The 14,145-nt window shown below is 65.6% G+C and carries 16 protein-coding genes; 6 read left to right on the plus strand and 10 right to left on the minus strand.

The window, feature by feature from the left end; genetic code table 11:
- The first annotated feature begins 47 nt into the window (after positions 1 to 47).
- The gene (locus tag ACSBPQ_RS09750) at positions 48 to 626 is read left to right on the plus strand and encodes a superoxide dismutase (protein ID WP_442681959.1); all 579 of its coding nucleotides are present in this window, start codon (positions 48 to 50) and stop codon (positions 624 to 626) included.
- Between the two features lie 128 nt (positions 627 to 754).
- Here the strand turns inward: ACSBPQ_RS09750 and ACSBPQ_RS09755 are convergent, their stop codons facing one another.
- Positions 755 to 1,897 carry a 5-(carboxyamino)imidazole ribonucleotide synthase gene (locus tag ACSBPQ_RS09755; protein ID WP_442681960.1) on the minus strand — a complete coding sequence of 381 codons (1,143 nt, stop codon included), beginning with the start codon at positions 1,895 to 1,897 and terminating at the stop codon, positions 755 to 757.
- On the minus strand, positions 1,894 to 2,397 hold the full coding sequence (gene purE / locus ACSBPQ_RS09760) for a 5-(carboxyamino)imidazole ribonucleotide mutase (protein WP_442681961.1): 504 nt from the start codon (positions 2,395 to 2,397) through the stop codon (positions 1,894 to 1,896). Before purE ends, ACSBPQ_RS09755 begins: the two co-directional genes overlap by 4 nt.
- 59 nt (positions 2,398 to 2,456) lie before the next feature.
- Here purE and ACSBPQ_RS09765 point away from each other — a divergent pair, with 59 nt between their 5' ends.
- From ACSBPQ_RS09765 to ACSBPQ_RS09780, 4 genes are all read left to right on the plus strand, one after another.
- Complete coding sequence (locus ACSBPQ_RS09765; protein WP_442681962.1) at positions 2,457 to 2,726, plus strand: Trm112 family protein; 270 nt, start codon at positions 2,457 to 2,459, stop codon at positions 2,724 to 2,726.
- Positions 2,726 to 3,583: a carboxylating nicotinate-nucleotide diphosphorylase gene (gene nadC, locus ACSBPQ_RS09770; RefSeq protein WP_442681963.1), complete on the plus strand. Its 858-nt coding sequence runs from the start codon at positions 2,726 to 2,728 to the stop codon at positions 3,581 to 3,583. The genes ACSBPQ_RS09765 and nadC overlap by 1 nt, the downstream gene beginning before the upstream one ends.
- Positions 3,584 to 3,657: 74 nt before the next feature.
- The gene (locus ACSBPQ_RS09775) at positions 3,658 to 4,575 is read left to right on the plus strand and encodes a DUF2272 domain-containing protein (RefSeq protein ID WP_442684563.1); all 918 of its coding nucleotides are present in this window, start codon (positions 3,658 to 3,660) and stop codon (positions 4,573 to 4,575) included.
- Positions 4,576 to 4,625: 50 nt separating this feature from the next.
- The gene (locus ACSBPQ_RS09780) at positions 4,626 to 4,976 is read left to right on the plus strand and encodes a DUF3301 domain-containing protein (RefSeq protein WP_442681964.1); all 351 of its coding nucleotides are present in this window, start codon (positions 4,626 to 4,628) and stop codon (positions 4,974 to 4,976) included.
- Between the two features lie 118 nt (positions 4,977 to 5,094).
- On the opposite strand, the gene ACSBPQ_RS09785 is transcribed toward ACSBPQ_RS09780, so the two are convergent.
- From ACSBPQ_RS09785 to ACSBPQ_RS09810, 6 genes are all read right to left on the minus strand, one after another.
- On the minus strand, positions 5,095 to 5,526 hold the full coding sequence (locus ACSBPQ_RS09785; protein WP_442684564.1) for a ClpXP protease specificity-enhancing factor: 432 nt from the start codon (positions 5,524 to 5,526) through the stop codon (positions 5,095 to 5,097).
- 163 nt (positions 5,527 to 5,689) lie between these two features.
- Positions 5,690 to 6,325 (minus strand): glutathione S-transferase N-terminal domain-containing protein, encoded by a 636-nt coding sequence (locus tag ACSBPQ_RS09790; RefSeq protein WP_442681965.1) that lies wholly within the window; start codon positions 6,323 to 6,325, stop codon positions 5,690 to 5,692.
- 146 nt (positions 6,326 to 6,471) lie between these two features.
- A complete protein-coding gene (locus ACSBPQ_RS09795) occupies positions 6,472 to 7,215 on the minus strand; it encodes a cytochrome c1 (protein WP_442681966.1) in 744 nt (247 codons plus the stop codon).
- Positions 7,208 to 8,470 carry a cytochrome b gene (locus tag ACSBPQ_RS09800; RefSeq protein WP_442681967.1) on the minus strand — a complete coding sequence of 421 codons (1,263 nt, stop codon included), beginning with the start codon at positions 8,468 to 8,470 and terminating at the stop codon, positions 7,208 to 7,210. The genes ACSBPQ_RS09795 and ACSBPQ_RS09800 overlap by 8 nt, the downstream gene beginning before the upstream one ends.
- A gap of 2 nt (positions 8,471 to 8,472) precedes the next feature.
- A complete protein-coding gene (petA, locus tag ACSBPQ_RS09805) occupies positions 8,473 to 9,093 on the minus strand; it encodes a ubiquinol-cytochrome c reductase iron-sulfur subunit (protein WP_442681968.1) in 621 nt (206 codons plus the stop codon).
- A 168-nt stretch (positions 9,094 to 9,261) separates the two neighbouring features.
- A complete protein-coding gene (locus ACSBPQ_RS09810) occupies positions 9,262 to 10,167 on the minus strand; it encodes a lytic transglycosylase domain-containing protein (RefSeq protein WP_442681969.1) in 906 nt (301 codons plus the stop codon).
- 138 nt (positions 10,168 to 10,305) lie between these two features.
- On the opposite strand from ACSBPQ_RS09810, the gene miaB reads away from it, so the two are divergent.
- Positions 10,306 to 11,757 carry a tRNA (N6-isopentenyl adenosine(37)-C2)-methylthiotransferase MiaB gene (gene miaB, locus ACSBPQ_RS09815; protein ID WP_442681970.1) on the plus strand — a complete coding sequence of 484 codons (1,452 nt, stop codon included), beginning with the start codon at positions 10,306 to 10,308 and terminating at the stop codon, positions 11,755 to 11,757.
- 354 nt (positions 11,758 to 12,111) lie between these two features.
- Here the strand turns inward: miaB and ACSBPQ_RS09820 are convergent, their stop codons facing one another.
- Both ACSBPQ_RS09820 and ACSBPQ_RS09825 read right to left on the minus strand, forming a co-directional pair.
- Complete coding sequence (locus ACSBPQ_RS09820) at positions 12,112 to 13,200, minus strand: ABC transporter permease (RefSeq protein ID WP_442681971.1); 1,089 nt, start codon at positions 13,198 to 13,200, stop codon at positions 12,112 to 12,114.
- Positions 13,197 to 14,123, minus strand: a complete 927-nt coding sequence (locus ACSBPQ_RS09825; RefSeq protein WP_442684565.1) for an ABC transporter ATP-binding protein — start codon at positions 14,121 to 14,123, stop codon at positions 13,197 to 13,199. Before ACSBPQ_RS09825 ends, ACSBPQ_RS09820 begins: the two co-directional genes overlap by 4 nt.
- Between the last annotated feature and the right edge of the window lie 22 nt (positions 14,124 to 14,145).

Consider the following 14,145-nt stretch of genomic DNA (forward strand, 5'->3'; position numbering starts at 1 on the left):
CCGAGCCGGTCAGCTGCCGGCACCTTTGCACCCAAAAGATCCGGATCATGCCCCTCGAACTGCCAGAACTGCCCTACGCCCTCTCCGCCCTGCAGCCGCATATTTCAGCCTCGACGCTGGAGCTGCACCATGGCCAGCATCACCGCGCCTATGTAGAGGCGGTCAACACCCGCATCGCCGGCACCGCTCTGGCAGAGGTGCCGCTGGAGCAGATCGTCCGCAACAGCCAGGGCAGCCTGTTCGAGGCTGCCGCACAAGCCTGGAACCATGCCTTCTTCTGGCAGTGCCTGCATCCGCGTGCCGGCGGCGAGCCGCACGGCGTACTGGCCGAGCGGGTCAACCGGCACTTTGGCGGCGTGGAGAAACTGCGCGAGGAATTCAACCGGGCTGCGCTGGCGCTGTTCGGTTCGGGCTGGATATGGCTGGTGCAACACCCGGACGGCAAGCTGGCGGTGGTCAGCACCCGCAACGCGAACACCCCGCTGACCGGCGAAAGCACGCCGCTGCTGGCCTGCGATGTGTGGGAGCACGCTTATTACAGCGATTACCAGAACGACCGCGCACGCTATCTGCAGGCCTTCTGGAAGCTGGTGAACTGGGATTTCGTCGGCGCGCAGTTGCGGTAACTGCACTGGTAGATGCGGGGCTTGCCGGTGAAGCCCCGTGCCGGGCAAGCCCGGCATCTGCGGTATGCCTTCCCGGTAACGCCCTGTCGCGACTCACCTCGCTCCTACGGCCGGGTGCCGTGGCTGGCTCAACCGCGCAGCGCGCGGACCACCGGCTCGACCTGCGCCTGCCGGCCCAGCGCCGCTCCCACCTGCTCCAGCGCGGTGGCCAGTGCTTCGGCCGAGTCCTCGCGCAGATTGGCGTGGCCGACCTTGCGCCCTTCACGCGGCGACTTGCCGTAGTCGTGCCAATGCCCGCCCGGCGCGGCCAGCACCGCCGCCGCGTCCGGCATCTGCCCCAGCCAGTTCAGCATGCAGGCATGACCGAGCACGCGGGTATCGCCCAGCGGCAGACCCAGCACCGCGCGGAGGTGGTTCTCGAACTGCGACGTCTCGGCACCATCACTGGTCCAATGGCCGGAGTTGTGCACGCGCGGTGCCATCTCATTGACCAGCAGCTCCTCGCCGCGACAGAACAGTTCCAGCGCGAACACGCCCACATAATCCAGCCGCTCGGCGACGCGCCGGGCGTAGCTCATGGCCATTTCGTACTGCGCCGCGGTGGCCTGCGCCGGGGCCAGACTGGCCGACAGCACGCCATCGACATGCCAGTTGCCGGTCAGCGGCCACGCCCGGAACTCGCCATCGCGGCCACGCACCGCCACCACGCTGACCTCGCGGTCAAAGGCGACGAAGCCTTCCAGGATCAGACCGCTCGTTTCGACCTGCGCACCCAGCGCCTGCCAGGCCGCATCGATATCCGCTTCGCTGCGCAGGCGGAACTGGCCCTTGCCGTCATAGCCGAGGCGGCGGGTCTTGAGGATGCACGGCAGCCCGAACTCGCCGACCTTGGCGGCCAGCTCATCACGGCTGCGGATGTCGGCAAACGGCGGCAGCGGAATTCCCAGTTCCTGGAACAGGGTCTTCTCGCTCAGGCGGTCCTGCGCCACGGCCAGCGCGGCAGGATTCGGAAACACCGGTTTGCGCTCGGCCAGCCAGCGCGCACTGGCCGCCGGCACGTTCTCGAAATCGAAGGTAAGCACATCCACCTTGGCAGCGAATTCGGCCAAGGCCTGCAGATCGTCGAACGCACCGACCTGCAACGGCGCCACCTGTCCGGCGCAGGCATCGGCAGCCGGATCGAACACCGCCACCCGGACCCCGAGCGGCGCAGCCGCCAGCGCCATCATCCGGGCCAGCTGCCCGCCTCCAAGAATGCCGACCGTGATCATTGCCGCGGATCGTCCGCCGCCATCACATCGGCGGTCTGGCGCGCGCGGAATTCTTCCAGCGTCTGGCCAATCGCCGCATGTTCCGGCGCCAGCATCGCCGCGGCGAACAGCGCCGCATTGGCCGCGCCCGCATTGCCGATGGCGAAAGTCGCCACCGGGACACCGGCCGGCATCTGCACGATCGACAGCAACGAATCCATGCCATTCAAGGCTTTGGACTGCACTGGCACCCCCAGCACCGGCACCGCGGTCTTGGCCGCGATCATGCCCGGCAGATGCGCGGCGCCACCGGCACCGGCGATGATCGCGCGCAGCCCGCGTGCAGCCGCCTGCTCGGCATAGGTGAACAGCACATCCGGCGTGCGATGCGCCGAAACCACCTTCACTTCATAGGGAACACCCAGCGCATCGAGCTTCTGGGAGGCGTGCTGCATGGTTTCCCAGTCGGAACGGGAACCCATGACGATGCCGACAAGCGGCACGGAGGGGTTGGGGGTCATTGGCCGTCACCTGCTGCAAAGACGTATTCTAGCCATCTTCCACGCAAGACCACGACCTGATGGACCGCAAACTGCTCGACCTGCTCGTTTCCCCCGACACCCGCCAGCCACTGCTGCTGCTGGAAAGCGCCGGCCTGGACGCGCTGAACCGCGCCATCGCTGCCGGCACCATCACGCGCGCCGACGGCAACGCCCAGACCCAGCCGCTGCGCGAAGTACTGGTCACCCGTGACCGCAAGCAGCTGTTCCGGGTCGAGGATGGCATCCCGGTGCTGCTGGCCGAAGAAGCCATCGCCAGCGCCCAGATCGCCGACTTCCCGGCCGCCTGATGCTGCCGCACCCGCCGGCCACGCCGCCGCAGGCGCAGATCGACGCCGATGTCACCCGCGCCCTGGCCGAGGACATCGGCAGCGGCGATGTCACCGCCGCGCTGCTGCCGGACACGGCAGACATCGCCTACCTGCTGTGTAAGCAGGACGCGGTGATTGCCGGCCGGCCGTGGTTCGACGCGACCCACCGCGCACTCGACCCGGACGTGCGGATCCACTGGCGCGTGCTCGAAGGTGATCACGTGACAGCCGGCACCGTGCTGGCCACGCTGGAAGGCCGCAGCCGCAGCCTGGTCAGCGCCGAACGCACCTCGCTGAACTTCCTGCAGACGCTGTCCGGCACCGCGACCGTCACCGCCCGTCATGTGGCAGTGGTGGCCGGCACCAAGGCGCGCATCCTCGACACCCGCAAAACCCTGCCCGGCCTGCGGCTGGCGCAGAAGTACGCAGTGCGCTGCGGCGGTGGCGACAACCACCGCATCGGCCTGTTCGACACGGTGATGCTGAAGGAAAACCACATCCGCGCCGCCGGCTCGCTGACCGCCGCCGTGCAGGCCGCCCGTGTGCAACAGCCGACGTTGCCACTGGTAGTGGAAGTGGAAGACCTGCCGCAGCTGGAAGAAGCGCTGGCCGCCGGCTGCGAGCGCATCCTGATCGACGACTTCAGTCCGGCCATGCGCCGCGAGGCCGTGCGTATCACCGCAGGACGCATTCCGCTGGAAGTCTCCGGCAGCGTGGACCTGACTGTCCTGCGCTCCATTGCCGAGGACGGGGTCGACTGCATCTCCATCGGCGGCCTGACCAAACATGTCCAGGCGATCGACCTGTCGCTCAAGCTCGGCCCGCCGCCGGGCTGATTTCACGGCACGCGCACTGCCGGTTCTGCAACGCTGTCTCCAAGGACGAGGAGCTCAACGTGACCTATCGGCACCTGGCATGCGGTCTTGCGCTGGCACTGTGTTCCACCCGTGCCATCGCCATTGAAGTCTGCGACATCCCACCGCGTTACGGGCTGAGCGCGACCGCGCAGGCGATCGTCCGTACCACCTGCAATGAACACCGGCTCTGGTACCGGCCGTTCATCGACCGCGACGGTCGCATCGCCAGCCTCGGCGTGACCGAAGCGGAGAACCAGAGCCTGGCCGATGAGGGCGTCATCGCCTGGCAGCGCGTGGCCGGCTACTGGCGTGACAGCGGCACCCTGGGTGCAATGGCCACCCTCGCCGGCGCCCAGAGCTGCCTGGCCACGCCGGGCAACCGCTACACCGACAGCGACTGCCGTGCATTCCTGATCGACAATCCCTGGTCGGCGGCGTTCATCTCCTGGGTCATGACCCGCGCAGGCGTGCCCGGCTTCAAGCGTTCACCGCGCCATATCGACTACATCCGCGCCGCCTACCTGGACGGCGCCAACGGCCCCTACCGGCTCACCGATCCCGCCACCGGGAAACCGGCGCCCGGTGACATGCTGTGCTTCCTGCGCAACCGCAGCAGCACGCTGAGTTACCGGGGATTGATCGAAGCACTGGGCAACGACCGTACCGGCAACTGGCAATCCCATTGCGAAATAGTGGTGGCCGCCAATGCGGGCGGTGACCGCACCCTGCACCTGATCGGCGGCAATGTCGCCAACACGGTCCTGATGCGCCGGCTGCCGCTGGATCGCACCGGCGTGATGGAACTGCATTTGCCGGACGCCGCGAGCGGGCCGCAGGATTGCCTGCCCGGGAGGGAGGAGGAATGCAACTTCAACCGCCAGGACTGGGCCGCGCTGCTGAAGCTGACGTCGCAACCGGTATCCACGCCAACGCCGCAGGCCGCGGTTGGCAACGGTGAAGCAACGCATTGATCCGCCTTTCCATGGTTCCGCTTTTTCGCGCGACACCCTAGAGTGTCGGCATGCCCACTCTCCTCATCCTGATGATCATCGGCGGCCTCGGCTTTGTGCTGTGGGATACCGGCCGTGCGGCGGCGGAACGCGCCATGGTGCTGGGCCGCAATGCCTGTCGCGCCGCCGATGTGCAATGGCTGGACCAGAGCGTGCATGCCAGCGGCCTGCGACTGCGCCGCCTGCCCAGCGGCTGGCTCGGCCTGGAGCGCAGCTTCCGTTTCGATTACTCCTACGACGGCATCGAACGGCATACCGGACGCATGGTCCTGCTGGGCCGGGAGCTGGTCTCCTTCACCGGCCCCTCGGCGGCGCAGATCAGCAGGATCCGCACCGCAATCGAAGAAGCCGAAGACATCTGAGCCCAACCGCATCGTGTGGCTGCAGCCTCCCGTCAGAGCGTTTGCAGCGCGCAACACAGCCCCAGGTGATGGCATCCGCACAAAGCAGACCGCCGCCCTGGCAACGCGGCGGCAATGATTATTTGACGACCCTCAGGAAGGGCTTCTTCGCCGCGGGCGGCGTCTCGGGCGAACGGGGTGGCGGGCTGTCATCATCACCCGGGGGCAGTTCGGTACCGGGAATATCGTCAGGCAGCGCCATGCCATGCCCGGTCTCGCGCGCATAGACCGCAAGCACTGCCGGAATCGGCACATGCACCGGGAAACTGACGCCCGAAAACCGCGCGGTGAAACTGACCGCCTCGTTGTCGATATGCAGGTGCATCACCGCCCGCTCCGCGACATTCAGCACCACCCGATCTTCCTTGATCGCGCTGCTCGGCACCTGCACGCCAGGAACGGCTGCATCCACCATCAGGTGCGGCGTCATGCCGTTGTCATTGATCCATTCCACCAGCGCCCTCAGCAGATAAGGGCGGTGGCTGCTCATGCGAAAAGATTCTTCACTCATCCGGCAAGTGTACGCGCCATTGAAGCGGGATCGCCGCCCGGAGGCGGCGATCAATAAGTCGGCATACAGCCGGAAGCCGGGGAAACATGGCTGCCAGCACTTGCCGGAGATGCACCGCGCGCCACCGGCTACGGAACCGGCATCACGGCACTGCAAACGGCGCTTAGACCGGCAGCTCGCGCAGCTTCTTTTCCTGGTCGGTCAGGCTGCGGATGAAACCCGGACTGCGGAATATACGGTTGCCGTAATCCTCGATCGCCTTGCCGTCCTTCGGCAGTCCGACGCCAAGCGACTGCAGGCGCCAGATGATCGGTGCAACCGCGCAATCAGCCAGGCTCATTTCCGGATTCAGGAAAAATTTGCTCGCCTTGAACAACGGCACCGACTGCGCCACCAGTTCCTTCAAACGCTTGCGGCCGGCTTCGGCCTGGCTCTTGTTGCCCAGCTGGATCGCCTGCACCTGCGGCACCCAGTCATGCTCGATCCGCAGCATCGCCAGCCGCAGGCGGGCTCGTGACAGCGGGTCCACCGGCATCAGCGGCGGGTGCGGGTAACGCTCGTCCAGATACTCGCTGACCACCGAGGCGGCGTAGAGCACCAGCTCGCGCTCCACCAGCGTCGGCACGGACTGATAGGGATTGAGATCGATCAGATCTTCCGGAGGATTCTGCACGTCGACCGGCACCAGGTCGTAGGTGACCCCCTTGGCCGCCAGCACCAGCCGCACCCGATGGCACAGCACATCATCATTGGCAGAGAACAACGTCAGTGTATTGCGCATACGTACACTCACCGCCATCAAAGGCTCTCCAACGGCTGGAATCCGCCAGCCCTACAGCGCTGCCGGCCCACTGCCGGCAGTCGCCACGGTAAACCGGGAGGGTGGTGGACGAACGCAGCCCTCAACAGCCGGCCTGCCCAGGTCCATGGACACGCCCACCGGCCTTAATGCACGTCCTTCCAGTACTCGTTCTTCAGCAGGTAGGCCAAAAACGCCAGCAGCCCCAGGAACAGCAGTACCCATGCGCCCATGCTCTGCCGCTTGAGTACGGCCGGCTCGCCGGCGTACTCGAGGAAGTTGGTGATGTCGCGCACGGTCTGGTCGAACTCCTGCGGCTTCACCTGGCCGGGACTGGTCACCACCAGCCGTTCCGGGTGCCGCTCGCCGGTCACGTCCGGCTCACCGTACTCGGCATGCTGCACACCCTGCAGCTCCCACAGCGGGTTGGGCATGGACACGTTGGGGAACAGCTTGTTGTTCCAGCCCATCGGCCGGGTTTCGTCCATGTAGAAGGACTTGAGGTAGGTATAGATCCAGTCGCCGCCACGTACCCGCGAGATGAGGCTCAGATCCGGCGGCATTTTGCCGAACCACTTGTCGCCCTGCTCCTGGGTCATCGCAACCTGGATCTGCTCACCGAACTTGGCACCGGTGAAATTCAGGTTCTCCATGACCTGCTCCTCGGTCAGGCCGAGGTCTTCGGCCATGCGCGAGTAACGCAGGTACTTGAGCGAATGACAGCCCGAGCAGTAGTTCATGTAAGCCTGTGCGCCACGCTGCAATGAGGCCTGATCACCCAGATCATTGCCCGCCTGCTGCAAGGCCCCGCCCGAAGCAGCCAACGCGCTGACGGACAGCAGAAGCGAGGCGGTGGCCGTTGCCAGCAAGGCAATCCATTTCTTAGTCATGCGTCGTCACCCGTTCCGGCACCGGCTTGGTTTTATCCAGCTTGGTCCACACTGGCATGGTCAGGAAGAAGAGGAAGTAGTAGGCCGTGAGGAAGCGGCCGACGATGGTTTCCACCGGGTCGGTTCCCGGGCCGGCACCGATCTTGCCCAGCCATACGAAGCTGATCGCAAAGCCGAACAGCAGCAGCTTGGACAGCAGGCCACGGTAGCGGTAGGACTTGACCTTGGCGCGGTCCAGCCACGGCAGTACCAGCAGGATCGCGATCGCGCCGAACATCACCAGCACACCGCCGAGCTTGTCCGGGATCACGCGCAACATCGCGTAGTACGGCGTGTAGTACCACACCGGCTTGATGTGCTCGGGGGTCACCAGCCGGTTGGCTTCGGTGAAGTTGTCATGTTCCAGGAACCAGCCACCGAGGGCCGGGACGAAGAAGATGATGAACGCGGCGATGATCATCATCGCGAACACGTAGAAAGCGTCCTTCACCGTGTAGTACGGATGGAACGGCACGCCATCGGCCGGTGCAGTCGGCGACCAGCGGTTGCCCTTCGGGCCCTTCTTGATCTCCACGCCATCGGGGTTGTTGGAACCCACTTCGTGCAGCGCGCCCAGATGCAGCACGACCAGCAGCAGCAGCACGAGCGGCACGGCGATCACATGCAGGGCGAAGAAGCGGTTCAGCGTGGCATCGGAGGGCAGGTAATCGCCCATGATCCACTCGGTCAGACCACCGCCGATCACCGGAATGGCACCGAACAGCGAGATGATGACCTTCGCACCCCAGAACGACATCTGGCCCCACGGCAGCACGTAGCCCATGAAGGCTTCGGCCATCAGCGCCAGATAGATCAGCATGCCCAGGATCCACACCAGTTCGCGCGGCTTCTGGTAGGAGCCGTACATCAACCCGCGGAACATGTGCAGGTAGACGACGATGAAGAACAGCGAGGCGCCGGTGCTGTGCATGTAGCGGATCAGCCAGCCCCACTCCACGTCGCGCATGATGTACTCGACCGAAGCGAAGGCCTCGGCCGCGCTCGGCTTGTAGTGCATCGTCAGGAAGATGCCGGTGACGATTTGGTTGACCAGCACCACCATCGACAGCACACCGAAGATGTACCAGATGTTGAAGTTCTTCGGCGCGTAGTACTCGGTCATGTGCTTCCGGTACATCGGCATCAGCGCCGGTGCACGGTCATTGACCCAGCCCATCACCCCGTTGGCGGCGCGGACAAGGATGTTGTCGGCCATGATTACGCTCCCCCTTGCGGATCGACGCCGATGATGATGGTGTTGTCATCGGCGTAATGGTGCGGCGGCACGACCAGGTTGGTCGGCGCCGGCACGCCCTGGAACACACGCCCGGCCATATCGAAACGCGACTTGTGGCAGGGGCAGAAATAGCCACCCTTCCACTCCGGGTCATACGGCTCGGGCTTGATCTCGGCCGCCATTTCCGGTGCGCAGCCCAGGTGTGTGCACAGGCCGACCAGCACCGAGATTTCCGGCTTGATCGAGCGCAGCTCCGGGTTGGCCTTGAGCACGTAGTCCGGCTGCTGGTCGAGATTCTTGGACATGGGATCGCGCAGGCGCGAATCCAGCAGCGGCAGCGCTGCCAGAATCGCCTTTGAACGCTTGACCACCCAGATCGGCTGGCCACGCCACTCCATGATCAGCCGCTGCCCTTCCTGCAGTGCGCTGATATCGGCGGTCACCGGTGCGCCTGCCAGCTTGGCACGCGCACTGGGATTCCATGACTTGATGAAAGGAACCGCTGCGAAACCAACACCCACCGCACCCACTACTGCGGTGGTCGCCGTCAGAAACCGTCGACGACCGGTGTTGACTGGATCTTTTACCCCATCGTTGGCCATTCGGCACTCCGATTTTGATTTAAGTAACTGAGGCAGCCGGCGTCCCGACGAAGTCGACCCGCCCTGTCTCATATTGAGTCGAGTGTAACGGAACGCTTAATACCGAGACAACGCGATCAGACACCAGTGCATGACATTTGTCACTCCCCATACAACGAAAAACACACCCTATTGCCGCGTCGCCATTTCCCCGCGATAGCGGTCGGCCAACTGCGCCACACGCTGCACGTAGTGCTGGGTTTCACGGTACGGCGGAACACCGCCATGACGGTCGACGGCCCCCTCGCCTGCGTTGTAGCCCGCCGCCGCCAGTGTCAGGTTTCCGTTGAAACGGCGCAACAGCCATGACAGATACTGGACGCCGCCACGGATGTTCTGGCCGGCATCATAGGAATCGCTCACGCCGAAGCGACGGGCGGTAGCCGGCATCAGCTGCATCAACCCCTGGGCTCCGGCCCGGCTGAGCGCGGTCGGGTTGAATGCCGACTCGGCATGGATGATGGCCCGCACCACAGCCTCTTCGACGCCGAACTCCCGCGCGGCAGCGGCGATCTCGGCGTTGTAGGCATGCGTGTTCAGGCGGACCTTGCCGAAGTTGATCCCCGAATTGACCCCGCAGGCATAGCAGCGCTCGATGTAGCTGTACTGGATGGTGCGCACCGGGCCGACATTGGCGACCTGCTGTGGCCGGCTGCTGGTGTAATGGCGCACCCCGTCCTTCATGTAGGAATAAACCTGCCCGCTGACCACCCGCTGGGCCTTGCCCGCCGTGGCCGGGGAGGACGCGGGCCGGGAAGCCGCCGCAGCGCCGGCAACCGGGGCGCTCGCCGTGGCCGGCGTGGATGCCGGGCTGGTCGCTGGCACAGGGGGGAGTGCAGCCGCCGGCGTGCTGCGGGCGGCAACGGGCGCGGCCCGATAGCTACCGATCCTGCTGCACTGGCTGCCACCAATGCGCTTGCTGACGTAGTTCGCCACGCCGTCACTGCCGACACACTTGTACAGCGTGCCCGCACTGGCCGGTGCAACGGTCAATGCAGCCAGAATGACGCCGGCAATCCCCAGACTCCCCTTCATGGGCGGGGAGTCTCCCAGCTTCACCGGGGCTTGCCAAGTATTTGCCGGCCGGACAGCCGCCCGGCCGCGTCCAGCCGATACAATGAGCAGCTTCGACGCGGCCACCGGCCGCCCGCCCACCCGTCTGGAATAAGCACCATGCCCGGGACACCCACCTCCCCGTCGCCGAATACGGCCGGCGCTGCCGTGCCGCCTGTTGAAATGACCACTCCCGAACTGATTCCGCTGCCGGGCCTGCGACAAAAAGTCGCGGGCGGTGCGCGCGGCAAGCTCTACATCAAGACCCATGGTTGCCAGATGAACGAGTACGACTCGGCCAAGATGGCCGACGTGCTGGCCGAGCACGAGGGCCTGGAGCTGACCGACAACCCGGAGGAAGCCGACGTGGTGCTGGTCAACACCTGCTCGATCCGCGAGAAGGCACAGGAAAAGGTGTTCAGCCAGCTCGGCCGCTGGAAGGAGCTCAAGGCCAACGGGCGCGACGTCATCATCGGTGTCGGCGGCTGCGTGGCCTCGCAGGAAGGCGAAGCCATCGTCAAGCGCGCGCCCTACGTGGACCTGGTGTTCGGCCCGCAGACCCTGCACCGCCTGCCGGAGCTGATCCGCGCCCGCCGCGAGCAGAACCGGCCGCAGGTGGACATCAGCTTCCCGGAGATCGAGAAGTTCGACCGCCTGCCCGAACCGCGCGCCGAAGGTGCCTCGGCGTTCGTGTCGATCATGGAAGGCTGCTCCAAGTACTGCTCGTTCTGCGTGGTGCCCTACACCCGCGGCACCGAGGTCAGCCGTCCGTTCGAGGACGTGCTGGTCGAATGCGCGCAGCTGGCCGCGCAAGGCGTGCGCGAGATCAACCTGCTCGGCCAGAACGTCAACGCCTACCGCGGCCCGTATGGCGACGGTGAAATCGCCGACCTCGGCCTGCTGATCCGCACCCTGGCCGAGATCGACGGCATCGGCCGCATCCGCTTCACCACCTCGCACCCGCTGGAGTTTTCCGACTCGCTGATCGACGCCTACCGCGACGTGCCCAAGCTGGCCAACTACCTGCACCTGCCGGTGCAGGCCGGCAGCGACCGCATCCTCAGCGCGATGAAGCGTGGCTACACGGCGCTGGAGTTCAAGGCCAAGATCCGCAAGCTGCGCGCGGTGCGTCCGGATATCTCGATCAGCTCGGACTTCATCGTCGGCTTCCCCGGCGAGACCGATGCCGACTTCGAGAAGACCATGAAGCTGATCGAGGACGTGGGCTTCGACCAGAGCTTCTCCTTCATGTACTCGCGTCGCCCGGGCACCCCGGCCGCCGACCTGGAGGACACGATCACCGATGCCGAAAAGCACGCGCGGCTGTCGCGCCTGCAGGCGCACATCAACGCGCATGCCGCCGGCATCTCGCGGTCGATGGTGGGCAGCGTGCAGTCGGTGCTGGTCGAAGGCCCCTCGCGCAAGGACCCGAACGAGCTGACCGGCAAAACCGAGAACATGCGTTCGGTGAACTTCCCGGGCAATGCGCGGCTGGTCGGCCAGTTCGTCGATGTGGTCATCACCGAGGCGTTGAGCAACTCGCTGCGCGGTCGCATCGCCACCGTCGAGTAAGCGGGACCACAAGCCTGATGGAAAGCCCGCTTCGGCGGGCTTTTTCATGGCGCACACCCCTGTGCGCCACCCTGCGGGCGGCTTCGCCGTGAAAAACGACTGTCCTGCCGTTTCTTCATGACCATTTTTTGACCACGCCGCGCAAACGCCGCTGCTGCAAGGGCTGCCGCGGCTTATCCACACGTTTGTGCAGCGATCATCCACACCCGCGGTGGACAAACCGCCCGGCCATGGTGAAATTTCCACCACGGACCGGAAAGCCTTGCAGCGCAACCCCTGCACGCGACTATCCACAGCTTCATCCCGCGCGCATCCACACCGGGTGTGGAAAACCCCACAGTCCGGCCTGGGTATTCAATCCAGCCGCTTGCGGAAACGCAGCACCGCGCCCGTCATCATCACCGCACTGAAAGCCACCAGCGCCAGCACGTCCGGCCACAGCTCCCACAGGCTGGCTCCGCGCAGCATCACGCCACGGATCAGGCGCAGGAAGTGGGTCAGCGGCAACACCTCGGCCAGCCATTGCACCGAGCGCGGCATGCCGGCGAACGGGAACATGAAACCGGACAGCAGGATCGACGGCAGGAACACGAAGAAGGTCATCTGCATCGCCTGGAACTGCGACTGCGCGCGGGTGGAGATCAGCAGCCCCAGCGTCAGGTTGGCCACGATCAGCAGCCCCGCAGCGATGAACACATCCAGCAGGCTGCCCCCCAGCGGTACCTTGAACAGGGTCGTCCCCAGCGCCAGCACCACCGCGGTCTGCAACAGGCCGATGAGCACATAGGGAATGACCTTGCCCAGCATCAGCTCGACACTGGTCACCGGCGTGGCGATCAGCAGTTCCATGTTGCCGCGCTCACGCTCACGCACGATCGCCACCGCGGTGAACAGCACCATGGTCATGGTCAGGATCACCCCCACCAGCCCCGGCACGATGTTGACCGCCGAGCTGCGCTGCGGATTGTAGAAACCGACCACGCTGATCGTGCTGCCCGCCAGCGGGCTGTAACCGGTGTTGTCCAGCGGCATCCGCGCCAGTTGCATGGCTGCGCTCTGTACCGCGTTGTCACTGCCATCGACCAGGATCTGCAGCGCCTCGCGGCCCTCGGCGCGGCGCCGCTCGTAGTCCGGCGGGATGACGATGCCGATGCTGATTTCCCCGCGTCGCATCGCATCCACCAGTTGCTGCGGCGTGGGCACTTCCAGCGTGGGTGCGACCACGCCGGTGGCGACGATATCGCGCACCAGCATCCGCGAGGCGGAGGTGCGCGCCTGATCGGCGAACCCGGCCGACAGCTCGCGCAGAGTGGTGTTGATCGCATAGCCGAACAGCAGCAACTGCATCACCGGAATACCGATGATCATCGCCAGGGTGATGCGGTCACGCCGCAGCTGCCGCAGCTCCTTGAGCATCACCCCGAACAGGCGCCGCAGCTTCATGCGCCCTCCCCGTCCGCGCCGGCATGGCGCCGGGTCGCGGCGACGAACACATCCTCCAGATTGGCCGGTTGCGGCAGCAGGCGTGCCGTGATGCCGGCCACGCGCAGCGCATCGGCCAGCGCCTGCTGCGCATCGCCGGCATCCAGCAACACCCGCAGGCTGTTGCCGATCTGCGCGACGCTGATCACACCCGTGCAGGTCGCCAGCACCCGTGCCGCCTGCCGCGGCTCGGCCGCTTCCACCACCAGCGTACGTCCGGCCAAACGGGCCGTCAGTTCGGCCGGCGTGCCATCGGCGACCAGCGCGCCACGGTCGAGGATGGCGAGGCGGTGACAGCGCTCGGCCTCGTCCATGTAGTGGGTGGACACCAGCAGCGTGGTGCCGGCATCGGCCAGTTCGAACAGTTTTTCCCAGAAGTCACGACGCGACTCCGGATCCACCGCACTGGTGGGCTCATCCAGGAACAACAGCTCCGGCTGGTGGATCACCGCTGCCGCCAGTGCCAGCCGTTGCCGCTGGCCGCCACTGAGGCTGCCGGCCAGTTGTTTCTGCCAGTCCTGGAAGCGGTATTGCACGAGCAGTTCGTCGATACGCCGCCGCGCCTGCACCCGGGACAGATCGTGCACGGCGGCGAGGAATTCCAGGTTCTCGCGCACGCCCAGGTCATCGAACAGCGAGAACTTCTGGGTCATGTAGCCGATGCGGCTGCGCAGCGCCTCGGCCTGCTCGGGGATGCGCAGGCCCAGCACTTCGATCTGTCCCGCGCTGGGCGTGAGCAGGCCACACAGCATGCGGATGGTGGTGGACTTGCCCGAGCCGTTCGGGCCGAGAAAACCGTAGACGTGCCGGCGCGGCACATCCAGATCGATGCCGTCCACCGCAGTGAGCGCACCGAACCGTTTGCCCAGCCCGCGCGCACGGATGGCGATGTCATCCGATGCCGCC

Source organism: Stenotrophomonas sp. JC08 (assembly GCF_052180205.1).
Classification (GTDB): domain Bacteria; phylum Pseudomonadota; class Gammaproteobacteria; order Xanthomonadales; family Xanthomonadaceae; genus Stenotrophomonas.

Coding starts and splice junctions, on each gene's coding strand:
- ACSBPQ_RS09795 (WP_442681966.1), bottom strand. CDS start 7,215: ATGACTAAGAAATGGATTGCCTTGCTGGCAACGGCCACCGCCTCGCTT.
- purE (WP_442681961.1), bottom strand. CDS start 2,397: ATGACCCCCAACCCCTCCGTGCCGCTTGTCGGCATCGTCATGGGTTCC.
- ACSBPQ_RS09790 (WP_442681965.1), bottom strand. CDS start 6,325: ATGGCGGTGAGTGTACGTATGCGCAATACACTGACGTTGTTCTCTGCC.
- ACSBPQ_RS09810 (WP_442681969.1), bottom strand. CDS start 10,167: ATGAAGGGGAGTCTGGGGATTGCCGGCGTCATTCTGGCTGCATTGACC.
- ACSBPQ_RS09755 (WP_442681960.1), bottom strand. CDS start 1,897: ATGATCACGGTCGGCATTCTTGGAGGCGGGCAGCTGGCCCGGATGATG.
- ACSBPQ_RS09800 (WP_442681967.1), bottom strand. CDS start 8,470: ATGGCCGACAACATCCTTGTCCGCGCCGCCAACGGGGTGATGGGCTGG.
- ACSBPQ_RS09780 (WP_442681964.1), top strand. CDS start 4,626: ATGCCCACTCTCCTCATCCTGATGATCATCGGCGGCCTCGGCTTTGTG.
- miaB (WP_442681970.1), top strand. CDS start 10,306: ATGCCCGGGACACCCACCTCCCCGTCGCCGAATACGGCCGGCGCTGCC.
- ACSBPQ_RS09750 (WP_442681959.1), top strand. CDS start 48: ATGCCCCTCGAACTGCCAGAACTGCCCTACGCCCTCTCCGCCCTGCAG.
- nadC (WP_442681963.1), top strand. CDS start 2,726: ATGCTGCCGCACCCGCCGGCCACGCCGCCGCAGGCGCAGATCGACGCC.
- ACSBPQ_RS09820 (WP_442681971.1), bottom strand. CDS start 13,200: ATGAAGCTGCGGCGCCTGTTCGGGGTGATGCTCAAGGAGCTGCGGCAG.
- petA (WP_442681968.1), bottom strand. CDS start 9,093: ATGGCCAACGATGGGGTAAAAGATCCAGTCAACACCGGTCGTCGACGG.
- ACSBPQ_RS09765 (WP_442681962.1), top strand. CDS start 2,457: ATGGACCGCAAACTGCTCGACCTGCTCGTTTCCCCCGACACCCGCCAG.
- ACSBPQ_RS09785 (WP_442684564.1), bottom strand. CDS start 5,526: ATGAGTGAAGAATCTTTTCGCATGAGCAGCCACCGCCCTTATCTGCTG.